At 49.5% G+C, this 20,357-nt stretch carries 18 protein-coding genes; 14 read left to right on the top strand and 4 right to left on the bottom strand.

Translation table 11 applies throughout. The features are described from left to right. Window positions 1–5 precede the first annotated feature (5 nt). Complete coding sequence (gene adh, locus RYZ26_RS00185) at window positions 6–1,526, bottom strand: aldehyde dehydrogenase (RefSeq protein ID WP_317681053.1); 1,521 nt, start codon at window positions 1,524–1,526, stop codon at window positions 6–8. A 257-nt stretch (window positions 1,527–1,783) separates the two neighbouring features. Beyond that, window positions 1,784–2,272 (bottom strand): DUF1178 family protein, encoded by a 489-nt coding sequence (locus RYZ26_RS00180; protein WP_317681052.1) that lies wholly within the window; start codon window positions 2,270–2,272, stop codon window positions 1,784–1,786. Window positions 2,273–2,418: 146 nt separating this feature from the next. Between RYZ26_RS00180 and RYZ26_RS00175 the strand changes: the two genes are divergently transcribed. Further along, window positions 2,419–3,879, top strand: a complete 1,461-nt coding sequence (locus tag RYZ26_RS00175; protein WP_317681051.1) for a M48 family metalloprotease — start codon at window positions 2,419–2,421, stop codon at window positions 3,877–3,879. A 94-nt stretch (window positions 3,880–3,973) separates the two neighbouring features. Here the strand turns inward: RYZ26_RS00175 and RYZ26_RS00170 are convergent, their stop codons facing one another. Continuing rightward, window positions 3,974–5,533: a 2-isopropylmalate synthase gene (locus tag RYZ26_RS00170; RefSeq protein ID WP_317681050.1), complete on the bottom strand. Its 1,560-nt coding sequence runs from the start codon at window positions 5,531–5,533 to the stop codon at window positions 3,974–3,976. Window positions 5,534–6,073: 540 nt separating this feature from the next. Next, complete coding sequence (locus RYZ26_RS00165; RefSeq protein WP_317681049.1) at window positions 6,074–7,090, bottom strand: NAD(P)/FAD-dependent oxidoreductase; 1,017 nt, start codon at window positions 7,088–7,090, stop codon at window positions 6,074–6,076. 157 nt (window positions 7,091–7,247) lie between these two features. On the opposite strand from RYZ26_RS00165, the gene tsaE reads away from it, so the two are divergent. From tsaE to rbfA, 13 genes are all read left to right on the top strand, one after another. Then, entirely contained in the window at window positions 7,248–7,712 is a 465-nt protein-coding gene (tsaE, locus tag RYZ26_RS00160) for a tRNA (adenosine(37)-N6)-threonylcarbamoyltransferase complex ATPase subunit type 1 TsaE (RefSeq protein ID WP_317681048.1), read from the top strand. Further along, window positions 7,699–8,703, top strand: coding sequence for an aminoglycoside phosphotransferase family protein (locus RYZ26_RS00155; RefSeq protein ID WP_317681047.1), 1,005 nt, complete (start codon window positions 7,699–7,701; stop codon window positions 8,701–8,703). The genes tsaE and RYZ26_RS00155 overlap by 14 nt, the downstream gene beginning before the upstream one ends. Then, complete coding sequence (locus RYZ26_RS00150) at window positions 8,688–9,404, top strand: nucleotidyltransferase family protein (RefSeq protein ID WP_317681046.1); 717 nt, start codon at window positions 8,688–8,690, stop codon at window positions 9,402–9,404. Before RYZ26_RS00155 ends, RYZ26_RS00150 begins: the two co-directional genes overlap by 16 nt. Beyond that, window positions 9,388–10,950 carry an apolipoprotein N-acyltransferase gene (gene lnt, locus RYZ26_RS00145; protein ID WP_317681045.1) on the top strand — a complete coding sequence of 521 codons (1,563 nt, stop codon included), beginning with the start codon at window positions 9,388–9,390 and terminating at the stop codon, window positions 10,948–10,950. The genes RYZ26_RS00150 and lnt overlap by 17 nt, the downstream gene beginning before the upstream one ends. Window positions 10,951–11,082: 132 nt before the next feature. Further along, window positions 11,083–11,553 (top strand): helix-turn-helix domain-containing protein, encoded by a 471-nt coding sequence (locus RYZ26_RS00140; protein ID WP_317681044.1) that lies wholly within the window; start codon window positions 11,083–11,085, stop codon window positions 11,551–11,553. Window positions 11,554–11,729: 176 nt separating this feature from the next. Then, a complete protein-coding gene (gene metK / locus RYZ26_RS00135) occupies window positions 11,730–12,902 on the top strand; it encodes a methionine adenosyltransferase (protein WP_317681043.1) in 1,173 nt (390 codons plus the stop codon). 69 nt (window positions 12,903–12,971) lie between these two features. After that, window positions 12,972–13,676: a tRNA (guanosine(46)-N7)-methyltransferase TrmB gene (gene trmB, locus RYZ26_RS00130; RefSeq protein ID WP_317681042.1), complete on the top strand. Its 705-nt coding sequence runs from the start codon at window positions 12,972–12,974 to the stop codon at window positions 13,674–13,676. Between the two features lie 65 nt (window positions 13,677–13,741). Then, a complete protein-coding gene (locus RYZ26_RS00125) occupies window positions 13,742–14,518 on the top strand; it encodes a substrate-binding periplasmic protein (RefSeq protein WP_317681041.1) in 777 nt (258 codons plus the stop codon). A 123-nt stretch (window positions 14,519–14,641) separates the two neighbouring features. Then, window positions 14,642–15,175 carry a ribosome maturation factor RimP gene (gene rimP, locus RYZ26_RS00120; protein ID WP_317681311.1) on the top strand — a complete coding sequence of 178 codons (534 nt, stop codon included), beginning with the start codon at window positions 14,642–14,644 and terminating at the stop codon, window positions 15,173–15,175. A 6-nt stretch (window positions 15,176–15,181) separates the two neighbouring features. Next, complete coding sequence (nusA, locus tag RYZ26_RS00115) at window positions 15,182–16,696, top strand: transcription termination factor NusA (protein ID WP_317681040.1); 1,515 nt, start codon at window positions 15,182–15,184, stop codon at window positions 16,694–16,696. Next, window positions 16,683–17,261: an RNA-binding protein gene (locus RYZ26_RS00110; protein WP_317681039.1), complete on the top strand. Its 579-nt coding sequence runs from the start codon at window positions 16,683–16,685 to the stop codon at window positions 17,259–17,261. The genes nusA and RYZ26_RS00110 overlap by 14 nt, the downstream gene beginning before the upstream one ends. Before the next feature lie 35 nt (window positions 17,262–17,296). Continuing rightward, window positions 17,297–19,861 carry a translation initiation factor IF-2 gene (gene infB / locus RYZ26_RS00105; RefSeq protein ID WP_317681038.1) on the top strand — a complete coding sequence of 855 codons (2,565 nt, stop codon included), beginning with the start codon at window positions 17,297–17,299 and terminating at the stop codon, window positions 19,859–19,861. 79 nt (window positions 19,862–19,940) lie between these two features. Continuing rightward, on the top strand, window positions 19,941–20,345 hold the full coding sequence (rbfA, locus tag RYZ26_RS00100; protein WP_317681037.1) for a 30S ribosome-binding factor RbfA: 405 nt from the start codon (window positions 19,941–19,943) through the stop codon (window positions 20,343–20,345). Window positions 20,346–20,357 lie beyond the last annotated feature (12 nt).

Below are 20,357 nucleotides of genomic sequence, written 5' to 3'. Positions count from 1 at the left end.
ATCTATTAAAAGAAACCAAGCGCATTCGGGTTGTAGCTGACCAGCATGTTTTTGGTCTGCTGATAGTGATCCAACATCATTTTGTGTGTTTCACGACCGATACCGGATTGTTTGTATCCACCGAAGGCAGCATGTGCTGGATAAAGGTGGTAGCAATTGGTCCAAACACGACCAGCCTGAATACCACGGCCCATGCGGAAAGCGCGGTTGCCGTCACGTGACCAAACGCCAGCACCCAGACCAAAGGCTGTATCATTGGCGATTTCCAGCGCTTCAGCTTCGTCTTTAAAGGTTGTAACGCTGACAACCGGGCCGAAGATTTCTTCCTGAAAGATGCGCATTTTGTTATGGCCTTTCAGGATGGTTGGTTCCACATAGAACCCATCCGCGAGATCGCCGTCAAGTTTGGCCTGATGACCACCGCACAAGACTTCAGCACCTTCATTTTTGCCAATTTCGATGTAAGACAGGATTTTATCCAGTTGTTCTTTTGAGGCTTGCGCACCGATCATGGTATCGCTGGAGAGCGGGTCACCCTGTTTGATCTGCTTTACGCGATCAATAGCGCGTTCGATGAATTTCTCATAGATGCTTTCCTGGATCAGTACACGGCTTGGGCATGTGCAAACTTCACCCTGGTTCAGGGCAAACATGGCGAAGCCTTCAAGAGCTTTATCGAAGAAGGCGTCATCTTCAGCCATTACGTCTTCAAAGAAGATGTTTGGTGACTTACCGCCAAGTTCCAATGTCACCGGAATGATGTTTTCAGATGCATATTGCATGATCTGACGGCCTGTGCCTGTCTCTCCTGTAAAGGCAACTTTGGCGATACGCTTGCTCGTTGCCAGTGGCTTTCCTGCTTCAATCCCAAAACCGTTGATTACATTCAGCACACCTTTGGGCAGAACGTCCTTGATCAGGTCCATCAGAACCATGATCGCCATTGGTGTCTGTTCAGCGGGTTTCAAAACGACGCAGTTACCAGCGGCCAATGCAGGGGCCACTTTCCATGCGGCCATCAACAGAGGGAAGTTCCAGGGGATAATCTGACCTACAACGCCCAGTGGTTCATGGAAGTGATACGCATATGTATCGGTATCGATTTCTGCGATGGAACCTTCTTGCGAGCGAATGCAGCCAGCGAAATAGCGGAAGTGGTCAACAGCCAGTGGCAGGTCAGCAGCAGTGGTTTCTCGAATTGGCTTCCCGTTGTCGATGGTTTCTGCCATGGCCAGCAGGTCCAGGCGTTCTTCCATAAGGTCAGCAATTTTGTTCAAAACCTGTGCTCGTTCTGCAGGGGATGTTTTCGCCCAGCCGTCTTTGGCTTGGTGTGCTGCATCCAGTGCCAATTCAACGTCAGCAGCTTTGGAACGTGCAACGTCACAAATTTTTGCGCCAGTTGTAGGGGAGATGTTTTCAAAATACTCTCCCGCTGTCGGGGCAACCCATTCCCCGCCGATGAAATTGTCATATTTTGTGCGAATAGCGACATCACCTGCCAGTTCATTCAAGCTTTTTAAAAGCATCTTTTATCCTTTCCCAGACATGTCCGGATCACCCGAACGCCTATTAATTAACAATCTGTAAGACATACCGGATGCAAGATTTGTTGAGAATAAGACTTAAGTGCAGTGCAAGTGATTCTCAATAACATACAAGGGCTTGCTTTCGGATATGCCGCTATGTTTTTTTTGACATAACGATATATCCAATGACTGATTTTCCGGGCATATGCCATTCGACTTAAGTCTGGGGTGGGAAATAATTTATATAATACAGGTGGTTAGTTTGCTTGATCTTTACTTGCAAGCTTTGGCAAAGCCGCAACTTCGATGCCTTCATCGCGCAGTTCTTCGGTCTCTTCAGGCGTCGCTTCCCCATAGATGCCGCGTTCTTCTGCATCGCCATAATGGATGGCGCGCGCTTCGTCGGCAAAATCGTCACCGACGTAATCACATGTGTCTTCCACATGCTTTTGCAGCTTATTGACCACTTCCATAAAGACCTGGGCGACTTCCTGTGGGTCAGCCCCGTCGCGCATGTCATCGGCTGCTTTTTCTGCTGCCTCAATCGCGACTTGCTGATTGTCAGAAATCAGGGCTTCCTTGCGCGAAGCCACAGCCGGGGCCATGACGGCTTTTCTTACATTGTCGTTACCGCAGAAAGGGCATTGTACTTCCCCGCGTTCAGCCTGTTCATCAAAGGCTGAGCTGTCACGAAACCAGGCTTCGAATTCGTGATTATGTTCGCACAGGAGTTGGTAACGGATCATTGTCTTTATCTTCTCGGTTATGAAGTGATGCGGGGTTTAGCCTGTTTTCTTTATCCCCACAAGTAAAATAGCATGAAATCAGGCTTTGATCTTACTGATATTTTTTTTATGCTGTAATTCCAGATCAATAGCGAGGCCCTCTTTTTATGAGATTCATTGCACCGATTTTCGCGTTTGTTTTTATTGCGCTTTCTGTATCCGGCTGTTCCGTTAACCCAGCGACCGGAAAAAACAGCTTTACTGGACTGATGTCTGAAGAACAAGAATTGCAGGTGGGTAAAGAAGAACATCCTAAAATCCTTGCCCAATTTGGTGGGGCTTATGATCATGCGGCTATGTCGCAATATGTAGATGATCTGGGTCAACGTCTGGCAAAGGTGTCAGAACTGCCGGATCTGAAATGGACTTTCACCGTTCTTGATGATCCCATCATCAACGCATTTGCGCTACCTGGCGGTTATATCTATATCTCGCGCGGGCTCATTGGTCTGGCAGAAAATGAAGCAGAACTGGCTGCAGTTCTCGGCCATGAAATCGGCCACGTCACCGCGCGCCACAGTGCGCAACGCTATAGCCAGTCGGTGCTGACGGGTGTTGGTGCGACTATTTTGGGAATCGTTGTTGGCGGGCCTGCCGGAGATCTGGCGAATTTCGCAGGCCAGGCCTATGTGGCGGGGTATTCGCGCAGCCACGAAATGGAAGCCGATATGCTGGGCATGCGATATATGACCAAGCTGGGCTATGATCCGAATGCGTCTGCCTCTTTCTTTAAGAAATTGGCTGAACATACGGAAGTGTCTGCGTTGATGCGAGGACAGAAAGGTCAACAGCAGCATTATAGTATCTTTGCGTCGCATCCTGACACCCAGTCCCGGATTATCAAGTCAGAAGAGATCGCACAAGCCTATCCATCTAATTTGAACTTTAAAAACCGCCGCGTTTATCTGGCGCAAATTGACGGCCTTGATTATGGAACGAGCATTCATCAAGGCGTGATTGACGGACAGACTTTTATTCACCCGGACATGAGGCTGTCTTTTACGTTCCCCGAAGAATTTAAAATCACCAACCATCCACGCTATGTTCTGGGTTCCCACCCCAATGGCAGTGATATTCAGTTTAATACGGTACCGAACAAATATGGGGATATGCGCATGGATGAATATCTTCAAGGGGTTTGGGGGAAGAAGTTTAATCTTCAGGAAAATCAGATTATCCAGATTTCCGGCATGGAAGCGGCCACGGGCTGGACAGTGATGAAGGTGAAAAACCAAAAACGCACCTTGCGTCTTCTTGCGATCAAAGATGACGAACAAAAAACCATCTTGCGTTCCATCATCACCACCCCGCCGGAACTGACAGATGCGATGGATGAAGATATCCGGCGCTATGGCTATTCCTTTAGAAAGCTATCGTATCGCGAGGCTAAACGGATAAAGGGCCGCCATATCGCCCTTCATCGTGTGGGGCGTGGCGATACAATCTCCAGCCTCGCCAATCGTATGCATGTGGATAAGCTGAAAACCGACTGGTTTAAGGTCTTGAATAAAGAAACACTGAAAGACGGTCTGCAATCTGGTGAGACCGTGAAACTGGTGGTGAAGTAGAAAACGTTCATGCCTGTAGCGAGGATGACGTGAAAAATAAAAAAGGCCTTCGACGTAATATCGAAGGCCTTTGTTTTTTGTTATCCCGCGAAACTTAAATCCCGCCAACGTCTTCGGGCTTGCCCTTTTCACGTTTGACGAACAGTTTGTTTACTGCGTTCAGATAGGCAGTGACAGAGGCCACCATGGTGTCGGTATCTGCACCTCGGCCATTGACCGTCTTGCCGCCTTCTTCCAGACGCACGGTGACTTCGGCCTGGGCATCTGTGCCTTGCGTGACCGCAGATACTTGATACAGTTCCAGATGCGCATCCGGTAATGGCACGATTTCCTTGATGGCTTTAAAGGCCGCATCGACCGGGCCGTCACCTGCGGAAATTGTTTTGCGTTCTTCACCGTCTACCTCGATAGACAGCGCTGCGATCTGTTCTTTCACATGAGTGCCACAAGTGACCTGGAAGTGTTTCAATTTCACACGTTCATTGACGCGCATGACTTCGTCATCAACCAAAGCCATGATGTCTTCATCAAAGACTTCTTTCTTCTGGTCGGCCAAATCCTTGAAACGTTTAAACGCATCGTTCAAGGCATTGTCGCCCAGTTCATAGCCCAAAGCAGACAATTTGTCTTTAAACGCGTGACGACCAGAGTGTTTGCCCAAAACGATTTTGTTGGCATCGTTCAGACCGACACTTTCAGGGGTCATGATCTCGTACGTGCCTGCATGTTTCAACATGCCATCCTGGTGAATACCGGATTCGTGGGCAAAAGCGTTTTTACCGACAATCGCTTTATTGGGCTGAATGCTAAAGCCCGTAATGGCTGATACCATGCGCGATGCGCGTGTGATACGCTCGGATTTAATGTTGGTCGTATAAGGCATGGCATCCTGACGGGTGCGCAAAGCCATGACGATTTCTTCCAAGGCAGCGTTACCTGCGCGTTCACCCAGACCATTGATGGTACATTCCACCTGACGTGCGCCCGCTGACACAGCGGCCAAAGAGTTGGCAACCGCCAAGCCCAAGTCGTTGTGACAGTGTGTGGAGATACGTGCTTTATCGATGTTCGGTACGCGGTTCATCAACATTTCAATCATCTTGAAATATTCTTCCGGCACGGTGTAACCCACAGTGTCTGGAATGTTGATGGTGCGCGCCCCTGCATCAATGGCGGCTTCGACGCAGCGACACAGGAAGTCTGCTTCGGTGCGCGTGCCGTCTTCGGCAGACCATTCCACATCTTCCACCAAGGAACGGGCAAAAGTCACAGACTCTTTTACCTTGGCCAAAACCGCATCCGGTTCCATTTGCAATTTATATTTCATGTGCAAAGGTGATGTGGAAATAAAGGTGTGGATCCGGTGGATCGGCGCATGTTTGATGGCATCAAAACAGCGTTGAATGTCGCCTTGCGATGCGCGGGACAATCCACAGATGGAAGACGTCTTGGCGCGTTTGGCGATTTCAGTAACAGATTCAAAATCACCTTCAGAGGCAATTGGGAAACCCGCTTCGATCACATCAACGCCCATATCTTCCAGCGTTTCGGCGATGCGCAGCTTTTCTTCCAGGTTCATGGAAGCGCCGGGGGACTGTTCCCCATCACGCAAGGTGGTGTCAAAGATGATTACGCGGTTAGAATCGGTTGTCATTATTCTCGTCCTAGAAATAATATTTGAATATTAAGTAATGAAATCGACCCGATATTGCAACAGGCCTTGTCCCCTGAACGCTCGCTTCAGGTCACTTTTTATTCAAAAGGCATAGAAGCAAAGCTCGCTCAGGGGCGAGTAAGTCGTGCTAGGAGGAGAGAGAGGCGTTCTTGACCATAAACACGCAAGGCAACAGCTGCGCTTAAAGAAGCGGCAAGCAAAGTCACAGTGCTGATTTCCAAAATGGTCATAGAGTCTAAGCCTTCGATTAAAATCTCTAGGTTTATAAAAGGGCATTGTGCCCCAACTTGTCAAACAGTTTGTCGAATTTTTTCTTGAGGAGGCAAACGGGACTAGACAGATAATTAGTACTATGGTATGAATTTTGGTACCAATTGCCAATTCTTATACGACCAATATCGTTTTTGAAGAAAGACATGCTCTCCTTGAGCTATAGATCAACACTCTTGTTTTTCTACAGATTTAGAGACTTGGTTGTCTGTTGAAGCCCTGAGGATAGCCCCCAGGGCTTCTTCATTTTTATTCAGACGGCACACCCATGGATGTGGAATATTCAAAGTGCAGTTCTTCATCCGGATGGGCATATGCATGGGCTGAACGCGCGGCCATCGCGGCTTCAGAGAATCCGCACAGGATCAATTTCAGCTTGTTTTCGTAAGTAATAATGTCACCGATGCCGTAAACGCCAGGCTCAGATGTTGCCATGGATGTGGGGTGCACGGTCAGATGTTTCTTTTCCAGCTCCAGACCCCATTCTGCGATAGGTCCCAGGTTTTGTGACAGACCATAAAATGGCAGCAGCACGTCAGCTTCCAGATCGCGGGTATTGCCGTCAAAGTCTTTCACCACAACGGCGCTTAATTGATCACCTTCGCCTTTGAGGCCTTCCAGCTGATAAGGCACAACCAGTTCAATCTTGCCGTCTTTATCCAGCTGCTGCATTTGCGACACACTTTCGGGCGCTGCACGGAATTTCGGGCGGCGGTGAACCACCTGGACGGATTTAGCAACTTCGGCCAGGGACAATGCCCAGTCAACCGCACTGTCGCCGCCACCTGCAATGACAACACGCTTGTCGCGGAAGTCTTCACGCTTGCGCACCATATAAAAGACAGATTTGCCTTCATAATCAGTGAGGCCCTCCAGCGGGGGACGGTTTGGGCCAAAGGCGCCCACACCCGCAGCAATGATCACAGCTTTGGCGTTGATCTTGGTGCCTTTGCTGGTTTCAAGATCGAAACTGCCATCTTCCTGCTTTTCCATCTTGGTGACTTGCTGGTTCAGATGGTAAGTCGGATTGAAAGGCGCTGCCTGTTCTTCCAGTTTGTTGATCAGGTCACCGCCGGAAATAGATGGATGCGCCGGAATGTCATAAATCGGTTTTTCTGGATACATGGCCGTACATTGTCCGCCGATCATTTCAAGGGCGTCGATGACATGACAGTTCATTTTCAGCATGCCACATTCAAAGACTGCAAACAGTCCGGTTGGGCCTGCGCCGATGATGGCAACATCAGTTGTGTGAGAATCTGTCATTTCTTTTGCCTTCTTTAAGAATTCGGTAAATCAATTTGGCTTAAAATCGTTGAAAATCTTGTTGAAGTCTAGCTTAAAATCGTCATCCTCGCGAAAGCGGGGAGCCAGAAGGTTAAGGGCTGGATTCCCAATCAAGTTGGGAATGACGTAGAGGCACATGGATATTCGTATTGATAGTCAGGCACAGACTGAAGCTGTTGCACAAGAACTTGCAAAAATGACTGCACCAGGCGATGTGATCGCGTTTCACGGTGATCTGGGGGTGGGGAAATCCGTTTTCTCCCGCGCCTTTATCCGTGCGCTGACTACACCGGATGAAGAAGTCCCCAGCCCGACCTTCACCCTCGTGCAAATCTATGAGGCCGAGGTTGGCGAGATTTATCATTTTGATATGTACCGTCTGGAAAGCCCTGATGACAGTCTCGAACTGGGTATCGAAGAAGCTTTTGCCGACGGCATTTCACTGATTGAATGGCCATCCAAACTTGGCAACTATCTGCCCTGGGATTGTCTGAATATCGAAATTGCACCGGGTGAGACGGAAACCAGCCGCACCATCACATTTTCATCACAAGGCGCGTGGCTTGCGCGTTTGAAGGAGACCAGCTTTGACGGATCGTAAACTCCAGCGGGAACATTTTTTAAAAGAGCAAGGCTGGGATGGTGTGGATTGTCCGCTTTTGGCGGGTGATGCGTCTTTTCGTAAATATTACCGTCTGGAAAGGGGCGGGAAGACTGTCGTTTTAATGGATGCGCCGCCCCCTGAAAAAGTGAAGCCTTTTATCAAGATTGCGAAATTTCTGACGAACAACGGGTACAGCGCCCCAAAGATTTATGGCTATGACGTGGATAACGGGTTTATCCTGCTGGAAGATCTGGGCGACAATACCTATACTCGCATGCTGCGAAAAGGTTATGACGAACGTGATCTTTATAAGCTCGCCATTGATGTGTTGGTTGACTTGCATGAAGATGTCAAAGGTCTGCCCGATGATCTTCCTGAATATGACGAAGAACTCCTTGAAAATGAGGCCTTGTTACTATTGGATTGGTGGATGAAGGCTCAATTTGGGGATCATGCCCTTACGAAAGACATGCGAAAGAGTTATTTGAAGGCATGGCAAAAACCATTCCGTTATGTGCAGAGCCGACCTAAAAAGGTGGTTCTGCGTGATTATCATGTAGATAATCTATTGCTCCTGGAAGATCGAACGGGGTATCAGGCTTGTGGGCTTCTGGATTTCCAGGACGCTGTTCTTGGCTCCGGTATTTATGACGTTGTTAGTCTGCTTGAAGACGCCAGACGCGATATCAATATACGCCTTATCGAAGAAATGAAAATGCGCTACACAAGTTCGTTCGAAGACCTTGAAATAGACGAATTTGAAGCTCTTTTTGCCATCTTGGGCGCACAGCGTCATGCCAAGGTCATTGGCATTTTCGCGCGCCTATGCATGCGCGATGACAAACCTGTTTATCTGGAACATATCCCTCGGGTCTGGCGCTTACTGGAACGCTCGCTAAAGCATCCTATCCTTAAAGATGTCAAAACCTGGTTTGACACTCATATCCCAAAAGACGCGCGAGGTATTCCTGCATGTCTGCAAAAATAACATCCGGTATGGTGCTTGCTGCCGGGCTCGGGACACGCATGCGTCCGCTGACTCTTTCAACACCTAAGCCGCTTATTAAAGTAGCCGGGCGCACCATGGCGGATCGCTGTGTGGATCGCTTTGTGGAAGTGGGGCTGGATACTTGTGTGATGAATGTCAGCTATCTTGCCAATCAAATCACGGGACATTTCAAAAAACGCGATGATATCCAGATCGAATTTTCAGAAGAAGATGAACCCCTTGAAACAGGTGGCGGGGTGCAAAAGGCACTGCCTCTTTTAAAAGGAGATGCTTTTTATATTATGAATGGGGATGCGGTCTTGTTGAACGGACCGATCCCTGCGCTGGAACGTATGACGCGCAAGTGGGATCGTGAAGACCTGGATGTCCTGTTATTGTTACATCCCACAAGCAAAGCCCTGGGTTATGACGGGCGCGGGGACTTTACCCTCAGCCCGGATGGTATTCCGGCCTTTCGTGGGGAAATGGATACGGCGCCTTTTGTCTTTACTGGCGTGCAGATACTTTCGCGCAAAGTTTTTGAAAATAAAACAGAAACAAAATGGTCCTTGCGCCAGCTCTATGAAGATGCCATTGAACAGGGACGCATCAAAGCCATTGCCCATGATGGGGACTGGTTGCATGTGGGGACACCGGATGGATTAGATTTGGCGGAAGACTATTTTGCAAAACGTTCTTGAACTTGGCGGCTACAAACGCAAACTGGTCCTGATCGCGTTGGGGCTGGCGACTGTTCTTGCCCTGCCACCGATTTATATCTTCCCACTGGCTTTTGTTGGACTGTCCGGTCTTTTTCTGTTTCTGGATCGTGTGGAAACAAGGAAACAGGCTTTTGTCACGGGATGGATGTTCGGCATCGGCTTTTTTGGCGGCGGCCTTTACTGGCTGACCAATGCATTTTTGGTCCATCCGGATAAACATGGCTGGCTGATCCCGCTCGCTGTTCCGGCCCTTGCGGTTTCAATCGGCGTATTTATCGGATTTGTTACTTTATTAAGTCATCTTTTCTGGTCCTTGCGGCCAAAGAATGATGTGGTGTTGGGGCGTATTGTCCTGTTTGCCGTTGCCTGGACAGTGATCGAATGGGTGCGCGGCTGGATTTTCACCGGATTCCCCTGGAACCTGATCGGCACCATCTGGGGCTTTAATGATGAGGTCTTGCAGACCGCCAGTTATGTGGGGGCCTATGGGGTAAGCTTTCTTACTGTCTTGGCGGCAAGCCTGGGGGCAGCACTTTATTATACATGCAAGGCGCAAAAAGGATTTGCACTGGTTGCTGTCTTTTTATTACCAGGCCTGATGTGGACAACGGGTTACCTGCGTCTGAAAGATGTGGTGGTTGAATATCATGACGGGATTGTTCTCAGATTGGTGCAGCCCAATATTTCCCAAAAGACAAAATGGGATAAAAATCTGAAGATCAAAAACTTCAACACCCATCTCGAACTCAGTCTTGCGATTAACAAAGAGTCGGCACTTGGACGCCCGACACATATCATCTGGCCGGAAACCGCTGTGACCTTTGCGGCCAATCGTGATCCAAATGTTTTGCGTGCCATATCAAGTATTGTTCCAAAAGATGGAACAATTCTAACCGGAACACCGCGTATGACTCCGCGGGGTGAGAAACCCTTTCAAGTGTGGAATTCGATGATTGCTGTGGATCAAAATGCAGCGATTGTTGCCAGTTATGACAAAGCCCATTTGGTCCCTTTTGGGGAGTATCTACCGTTACGAAAATGGAACCCGATTCCCAAATTGACAGCTGGTATGGTTGATTTTTCCGCCGGAGAGGGGCTTCAAACCCTTCAAATCGGGTCCTTACCTGCCTTTAGTCCGCTAATTTGTTACGAAATTATTTTCCCAAACCAGGTAATTGATAAAAAAAATAGACCGCAATGGTTGTTGAACTTGACCAATGATGGGTGGTATGGGGATAGTCCCGGGCCTTATCAACACTTAATAAGTGCGCAGATGCGAAGCATTGAAGAGGGAATCCCCCTTGTTCGTGTCGCCAATACCGGGATCACGACAATCACGGATGCATATGGCCGTATGCAATCTTCAATTCCCTATGGAATTGAGGGGGTTATTGATGTTCAGCTCCCCCTCGCCCTGTCGAACGTTCCCTATGGGGCACAGCTGAGAACAGCCGCTTGGGCTGTATTACTGATTGTGTTTTTTATTCTGGGTCAGGTTCTGGTTTCCCTTAGAGTAAGACGATGATCTTCTACTGACAGTTTCAATAGAATCCACGCATATTCCCTTACTTGTGGTTCTGATTATTAGTTTGCTATAGTCCCTTTGATGTTAGAGAATGAAAGTTCTCTCAACTGGTAATATAAAAAGGGGATATGGATGGTCGCGATAGCGAAAGCAGTTGGCCTGCCAAAAAAGAAACCAGGAACACCTAATCCAATTGATATTCATGTGGGGTCTCGTTTACGTCAGCGCCGCACATTGTTGGGTATGAGCCAGGGTAAATTAGGGGATACGGTTGGTCTCACCTTCCAGCAGATTCAAAAATATGAACGCGGTGCCAACAGAATTGGCGCCAGTCGGCTATATGATCTAAGCCGTGTTCTGGATGTTTCGATTGCTTACTTTTTTGAAGAAATGCCTGAAGAAGTCAGCAAGGATCGTTACGAAGGGGTGAGCCAACATCTCAGCACAGATGTCTCTGCTTTTGAAGTTGATGACATGACACGTCGCGAAACTCTTGAATTGGTTCGCAATTATTACAAAATTACCAACCCGCTTGTACGCCGTCGCGTGTTTGAACTGGCAAAGGTTTTGTCTGCTGAAGATATCGCTGACGAAAAAGCTTGACCGATAGCCAGCATCTGTTACAAATCCCGCCGACCTTTTTGGGGGAAACCCTTAGGTTTGTGGGGGGATTTGGATCGCTTGCGCACCCACAGCAAAAAATGACGCTAAGTGGGCTTAATGTTTCACAGTGCCCTTGATCCATTGGTTTAACTCTTTGATCGAAAGGCGCTATGAACATGGCACTCGACAAATATCTCTTTACATCTGAATCCGTATCAGAAGGTCACCCGGATAAGGTTGCTGACCGTATTTCTGATACAATCATCGACGCATTCCTGGAACGCGACCCATATTCACGCGTTGCTGTTGAAACCATGGTGACAACAAACTTTGTTGCACTCGCGGGTGAAGTGCGCGGTCCGGACGATTTGGATCACGACAAATTCAAAGAACTGGCACGCGAAGCCATCAAGGACATCGGCTATGAGCAACGCGGCTTCCACTGGAAAGATTGTGAAATTACTTCACAAATTCATTCCCAGTCTGCGGATATCGCGCAGGGCGTTGATGAAGGTACAGGGACTGACAAAGAAGAAGGTGCTGGTGATCAGGGTATCATGTTTGGTTACGCAACCAACGAAACACCTGAACTGATGCCTGCGCCGATCATGTATTCTCACCAGATTTTGCGCCGCATGGCTGAAGATCGTCACTCTGGCAAAGTTCAGGGTTTTGGTCCGGACAGCAAGTCACAGGTGACACTGGCATACGAAAACGGCAAGCCTGTTCGTGCGACTTCTTTGGTTGTTTCCACACAGCATGACGAAAGCCTGTCTCTGGGCGACGTTCGTGAACTGGTTCTGCCTTACTTTGAAGAAGTTCTGCCAGAAGGCTGGTTGCCATCTGACGACGAGATTTACGTAAACCCGACAGGTCGCTTTGTGATCGGCGGTCCTGATGGCGATGCTGGTCTGACTGGTCGTAAGATCATTGTTGATACATACGGTGGTGCAGCTCCACACGGTGGCGGTGCTTTCTCTGGTAAAGATCCAACCAAGGTTGACCGTTCTGCCGCTTACGCTGCACGTTACCTTGCCAAAAACATCGTTGCGGCGGAACTGGCTGACAAATGTACAATTCAGCTGTCTTACGCCATTGGTATTTCCAAGCCGCTTTCTGTTTACGTTGACACAGCAGGCACAAACCATGTGGACGAAGCCAAGATTGCCAAGATCGCTTCTGAAATCATGAACCTTTCCCCACGTGGCATCCGTGAACACCTGAAACTGAACGCACCGATCTATAAAGAGACTTCTGCTTATGGTCACTTTGGTCGCACGCCGACAGATGAAGGTCACTTCAGCTGGGAAAAAACAGACCTTGTTGATGAACTGAAGCGTCAGTTCTAAAACAACTGTTGAATTTTCTGAAAAAGCCCGGCTATAAGGTCGGGCTTTTTTTATAGATGAGATTTGGCCATGACCGACCCCGACCTATATACCACCCGTCTGCGCACCTTTGGGCGTCGCCAGGGCTATAAGCTGAAACCGCGCCAGCAGGAGCTGGTGGATAATTTGCTGCCCCAGGTTCATATCGAACCGTCAGAAGATGGCAGCATGATTGATCCGGCCAGCCTGTTTAAAACGCCGATAAAAGAATTATGGTTTGAAGTCGGTTTCGGCGGTGGGGAACATTGTTCTCAGCAGTTGCAGGATAACCCGGATGTGGGGATGATTGCCTGTGAGCCTTTCATGAATGGGGTCGCAAGCCTTTTAAATCATGTGGACAATCACGATCTGAAAGATCGCATTCGTATTTTAGGCGATGATGCGCGTCCACTTCTGGATGTGATGCCCGATGCGTCCATCAGCCGGATGTTTTTGTTGTTCCCGGACCCCTGGCGTAAAAAACGTCATGCCAAGCGTCGTTTTGTCGGGCCGGAAAATATGAAACTGGTTGCCCGTGTCCTGAAGCCGGGGGCAGAATTCCGCGTCGGCAGTGACCATATGCCATATATCGACTGGACGCTGGAACATATGACCAAAGATCCGAATTTTGAATGGATCTGCGACGGGCCAAGTGACTGGCGTGTGCGCCCTGATGACTGGCCGCCGACGCGCTATGAGCAAAAAGCCATTCGACAGGGCAAGCCCTGTGTGTATCTGAGATTTAGACGGAAATAAAAATCTCCCCTTTGCGTTGATTTCTGGTATGGTTCTAAAAATCAATAAAACATACTGATAAAAATATGCGCGCCCGAACTTTTGTTTTCCTTTGTTGTTTTCTTGTCCTGCTGAATGTGTCGGCGGCCCAGGCTGTAACAACTGTTAAAGTGCTGGCCTATCCTTTTCCGCCTTTTATGAATGACGATGGCAAAACCGGGATCACGCCGGACATCCTGCGTCTGTTGAATGAAGAACAATCGACCTATCAGTTTGAGCTGATGGTGGTGCGCCCGCAGGATCGCTACGACCCCATCCTGTCTGCCAAAGCCGATATGATGTTCTTTGAAATGGAACAATGGAACTGGAAAGACAAGGTTGACCGCGTTGATTTTTCCAAACTGTTGATGAAGGGCGGGGAAGTCTATATCGCCAAGCGCAAACCTGAACAGCTGCGGTTTGATTTCAATCAGATTGAAAGCCGCAAGATTTTGGGGTTTGAAGGTTACCACTATGAATTTGCCGGGCTGAATGCGGATCAGGACTGGCTGAAATCCAAATATAACATCAGCTTTGCCACCTCTCATTACGATATGCTCAGGTCCATCAAAGCGGATGAGGCCGAGATCGCAATCGCCACCTTGTCTTTCCTGAAACAGTATTTTCATGAGAACCCGCAGGAACTGCTGACTTATGTGATTTCACAGGAATTTGCGCAGGTCTATAATCTGCGTGCATTGGTGCGTAAAGACGGGCCACTTGATCTGACAAAACTGGAAAGTCTGTTGCAGGATATCAAGAAAAAGGGCCAGTTGCAGGATATGCTGCAATCCTATGGCATCCTGCGCCAATGGCAGTTCTAGAGCGCCCATATACAAAATAGACTTGCATTTCCCAAAAAGAAGCGTATAAAGGCGGCGAACTCAATACATAACCACTTATGTGGACTTGATTGAAGTGGGCCAGGCGGTCCGCTTTTTTTGTTAATGGGTCTATGTGATCTAAAGGAAAGGGATATCTGCATAATGTCTTCAGCTATGCACCGCATCGAAGAAATCATTGCCCCGACCCTAACCGATTTAGGGTACGTTATCGTGCGCCTGCAAATGCAGGGTGATCGCCACCCCACTTTGCAGATTATGGCCGAACGTGCTGATCGCAAAACCATGGATGTGGAAGATTGCGCCAAAATCAGCCGCGCTGTTTCTCCGCTTCTGGATGTGGATGACCCGATTGACGAAGCCTATTCACTGGAAGTGAGTTCCCCAGGGGTAGATCGTCCGCTTGTGCGGGCGGAAGATTATGATCGTTTTGCCGGTTTCGAAGCCAAGGTGGAGATGTCCTACCTGATCGATGGCCGCAAACGTTTCACAGGCCGCCTCGTGGGGCTTGTGGATGGTAATGTACAAATTCTCGTGGACGGTGAGGCACAGGATCTTCCTTTTGAAGATATTGTTAAAGCCAAATTGGTCCTCACTGATGACCTGCTGGCGGCAGCGTCTAAAGAACAAGGATTGTAAGGAAAAATGGAACAATCGACCGGAATGCCTCGCCCTGAATTATTGCAAGTTGCCGATGTTGTGGCACGTGATAAAGGGATTGAACGCGATCAAGTTTTTGAAGCTATGGAACAGGCCATTCAAAAGGCTGGACGTTCTAAATACGGCCAGGAACATGATATCCGCGCCAACATCGACCGCAAAACAGGCGAGATCAAGCTTGCCCGTTACATCGAAGTGGTTGAAGAGGTCGAAGACGAGCATATGCAGATGACCGTTGATCAGGCACGCGCCCGCAAGGCTGACGCAGAGCTTGGTGAATTCCTTGTTGATCCACTGCCACCGATTGATTTTGGTCGCATTGCAGCCCAGACGGCAAAACAGGTTATCGTACAAAAAGTACGTGATGCAGAACGTGATCGTCAGTTCGATGAATATAAAGACCGCGTTGGCGAAGTTGTGAACGGTCTGGTCAAGCGTGTTGAATTCGGCAACGTTGTTGTTGATTTGGGTCGCACAGAAGCCCTGCTGCGCCGTGACGAATGTATTCCACGCGAACATGTTAAAAACGGTGATCGCATCCGCGCTTACATCTTTGATGTTCGTCGTGAAAACCGTGGCCCACAGATTTTCCTGTCTCGTTCGCACCCACAATTCATGGCGAAACTGTTCACACAGGAAGTGCCAGAAATTTATGATGGCATCATCGAGATTAAATCCTGCGCCCGTGATGCGGGCTCTCGTGCCAAGATCGCTGTTCAGTCTTCTGACAATTCCATCGATCCGGTTGGCGCTTGTGTTGGTATGCGTGGTTCGCGTGTTCAGGCCGTTGTATCTGAACTGCAGGGTGAAAAAATCGACATCATCCAGTGGTCTGCTGATCCGGCAACCTTCATCGTAAACGCGTTGGCCCCTGCTGAAGTTGCCAAGGTTGTTCTGGATGAAGAAACAAACCGTATTGAAGTTGTTGTTCCTGATGACCAACTGTCGCTTGCGATCGGTCGTCGTGGTCAGAACGTACGTCTGGCGTCACAACTGACCAGCTGGGATATCGATATCCTGACGGAAGCTGACGAATCCGAACGTCGTCAGGAAGAATTCAAAGCCCGTTCCAACCAATTCATCGAAGCACTGGATGTGGACGATGTGATCGCGCACCTTTTGGTAACAGAAGGGTTCTCTTCCATCGAGGAAGTGGCTTATGTGCCGCGCGCTGAACTGGCGGAGATCGAAGGTTTCGACATGGATGTGGCAGAAGAACTGCGCGCCCGTGCCCTGGCCTTCCTTGAAGAACAAGACAAGGTTCTGGACGCGAAGCGTCAGGAACTGGGTGTAACCGACGAACTGTTTAACGTTGAAGGCCTGTCTGCTGCCATGGTTGTGGCACTGGGTGAAAATGACGTTAAGACGCTGGACGATCTGGCTGATCTGGCTGGTGATGAACTGCGTGAATATGTCGGTGAGAAGAACCTGGGTGAAACGGCTGCCAATGAAATCATCATGGCTGCACGTGCGCATTGGTTCGAAGATGAAGACGCGTAAAGGGGATAGCCCTGAACGTCGCTGCATTGTCACCGGATCGGTTCTGCCCAAAGAACAATTGATCCGGTGCGTTGTCGGCCCTGACGATATTGTCGTCCCGGATGTGGATGGTAAATTGCCGGGTCGCGGTTTGTGGTTGAGTGCATCGCGAAATGTGGTAAATACTGCATGTGCGAAGAACGCATTCTCCCGTGCGGCACGCAAAAACGTCAAGCCTATGGACGGTTTGGCGGACAGAATTGAAGCACTTCTGGTGCAGCGCAGTCTCTCCCTCATCGGATTGATGCGACGCACAAGCGGTGTGATCTTCGGGTTTGAAAAGACCCGGGCCTGGTTAAAAAGCGGCAAATGCGCCGTGGTGTTGGCTGCACGTGATGGTGCGGATGACGGCCGGGGAAAGATTAAAGCTTTGGCAGGCGACCTGCCGTTGATCGAATTATTCGGTCAACAGGAACTGGGTCAGGCTGCGGGGCGGGACCATGTGGTCCATATGGGATTGGCGCCTGGTAAAATGGCCAAGCGCTTCCAAGTGGAAGCTTTGCGTTTGCAAGGTTTTCGCGACTGATTGTGGAACTAAAGAAAGACAGGCACAGCTCGGATATGACAGATAAAAAAGGCGACGACAGCAACAAGCTCAGCCTCAATCGACCCGGCAAACTTGAACTGAAAAAGACGGTTGAAGCCGGCCAAGTCAAGCAAAGCTTCTCTCATGGACGCAGTAAATCCGTGGCTGTTGAAGTGCGCAAGAAACGCACCTTTGTTCCTAAAGATGCCTCTGGTCGCATGACAGAAGTAAGCGCAGAAGAAAAAGCAGCACAAGCCGCTAAAGAAGCCGCTGAAGCAGCCTTCAAAAAGGCGCAGGCGAATTCAGACACGCATCTGACCGAGAGCGAACTGGCAAAACGCGCTGAAGTTCTTCAGAACGCACAGAAAGCCCAGGAAGAAACGCAAAAGCAGGCTGAAGCTGATGCTGAAGCGCGTGCGAAACGCGAACAGGCTGATGCAGAACGTCGCGCAGAAGAAAAAGCTGCTGAAGAACGTAAAGCAAAAGCTGAAGCGGACCGTAAAGCCAAGGAAGACGCGGCTGCGAAAAAACGTGCTGAAGAAGAAGCGCGCAAAGCTGCCGAAGAAGCTGCCCTGGTTGCACAACGCGCTGAAAAAGACGGTGCGCGCAAAGCAGCACCTGCACAGGACGCGAAACCTGCTGCGGCTAAACCTGCAAAGAAAAAAGAAGTTAAGAAGCAAGACAACAAACGTGGCGGCAACAATGATCGTCGTCGCGGCAAAGGCAAGCTGTCCATTGATAACTTCGGTGGTGAACAGCGCCAACGCTCGCTCGCTTCTGTAAAACGTGCACGTCAAAAACAGAAACAGCAAGCTGGCGGTCCAAAGCCTGAACAGGTGAAACAGAACCGCGAAGTGACTTTGCCGGATCATATTACGGTTCAGGAACTGGCCAACCGTATGTCTGAAAAAGCAGCAGCTGTTGTGAAAACACTGATGACCATGGGCACCATGGTTACGATCAACCAGACCATTGACGCCGACACCGCGCAGATCATTGTGGAAGAATTCGGCCACACCGTAAAACGTGTTTCTGATGCAGATGTGGAAGTCGATCTGACAGGTCCAGAGGACAACGACGAAGACAAAGTACACCGCGCGCCGATCGTGACTGTTATGGGTCACGTTGACCACGGTAAAACATCTCTGCTGGATGCGCTGCGTGAAACAGACGTTGTGGATAAAGAAGCCGGCGGTATCACCCAGCACATCGGTGCATATCAGGTGACCATGGCGTCCGGTGCAAAGATCTCATTTGTTGATACACCGGGTCACGAAGCCTTTACGGCCATGCGTGCGCGTGGTGCGGAACTGACAGATATTGTTGTTCTGGTAGTTGCGGCTGATGACGGCGTTATGCCACAGACGATTGAGGCGATCCGTCACGCAAAAGCGGCTGACGTTCCAATCATCGTTGCGATCAACAAAATCGACAAGCCGGGTGCTGACCCAAGCCGTGTGCGCACAGAACTGCTGCAACACGAGATTCAGGTGGAAAGCATGGGCGGTGAAGTGATGGACGTTGAAGTGTCTGCAAAACAACGCCTGAACCTGGAACAGCTTGAAGAAACCATCCTGCTGCAAGCCGAAGTTCTTGAACTAAAAGCCAACCCGAACCGTGCTGCGGAAGGTGTGGTTGTGGAAGCCCGTCAGGAACGTGGTCGCGGTAACATCGCAACCGTGATGGTTCAACGCGGTACATTGCACATCGGGGATATCTTCGTTGTGGGTACCGAATGGGGTCGTGTGCGTGCATTGGTCAATGATCACGGCCATCACGTTAAAGATTCAGGCCCGGCTATGCCTGTTGAGGTTCTCGGTCTGCAGGGCACACCATCTGCGGGTGACCAGTTGGTCGTGGTGGATTCAGAAGCCAAGGCACGTGAAGTTTCCCAATACCGGACCAACAAAGACAAAGCGGCCAAGGCTGCGGCATCTGGTCGTGGTACGCTGGAAGAATTGTTCAGCCAAATCCAGGCGGGTGAAGTGAAAGAACTGCCTGTTTTGATTAAAGGTGACGTACAGGGTTCTATCGAAGCCCTTTCCGGTACCTTTGAGAAACTGGCCCGTGACGATGTGAAGGTTAAAGTTCTGCATGGCGCAGTTGGTGCGATCAACGAGTCGGACATCACACTGGCACGTGCATCCAACGCCTTGATCATCGGCTTTAACGTTCGTGCCAATCCACAGGCGCGTGAACTGGCCAAACGTGACGGCGTGGACATTCGTTACTACTCCATCATCTATGATGCAGCTGATGATGTGAAACGTATGATGTCCGGTTTGCTTGATCCTGTTTATCAAGAGAAATTCATCGGTTATGCCGAAATCCGTGAGACATTTAATATTTCACGTATCGGTACGATTGCGGGCTGTATGGTCACAGAAGGGATCGTGAAACGCGGTGCCAAGGTTCGTCTGCTGCGTGACAACGTTGTTGTTCACGAAGGTGCGCTTGCACAGCTGAAACGTTTCAAGGACGATGCCAAAGAAGTCAAATCCGGCTTTGAATGCGGTATGTCCTTTGAAAATTACAACGACCTTAAAGTCGGCGATATGATCGAATGTTTCGAAATGGAACAAATCGAACAGGAAATCTAGCGAGAGCGTGTCCCGGCGAAAGCCGGGATCTCTTGAAAGAAAGGCCCCGGCCTTCGCCGGGGTACATGAGAATAAATCTATGACCAGAAGATCAGGTAAAGCACCAACCCAACGCCAATTGCGTGTGGGTGAAGAAATCCGTCATGCGTTGGCGGAGATTATTGCACGCGCGGATTTTCGTGATCCCGACCTGATTGACGCGTCCATCTCGGTTTCCGAGGTACGCGTCAGCCCGGACCTGCGTAACGCAACTGTGTTTGTTTCTGACCTCGGTGGCAATAACACGGACGCGGTGGTTAAAGGTTTGAATCGGGCCAGTGGTCATGTGCGTCATGAATATTCCCGTCAGTCCACGACCAAATATATCCCGAAGTTCAGCTTCAAACGCGATGAGTCACTGGATGAGGCCCTGAAGATCAACAAACTGCTTCAGGACCCAAAAGTTCAGGCCGATATTCATCGCGATGATGACGAAGAGAATTAATCCGTCATCCCT

It is taken from the genome of Terasakiella sediminum (assembly GCF_033100395.1).
Classification (GTDB): Bacteria; Pseudomonadota; Alphaproteobacteria; order Rhodospirillales; family Terasakiellaceae; genus Terasakiella.
Note: the sequence above shows the minus strand (reverse complement) of the source record. Positions and strands in the feature narration are given on the sequence as shown.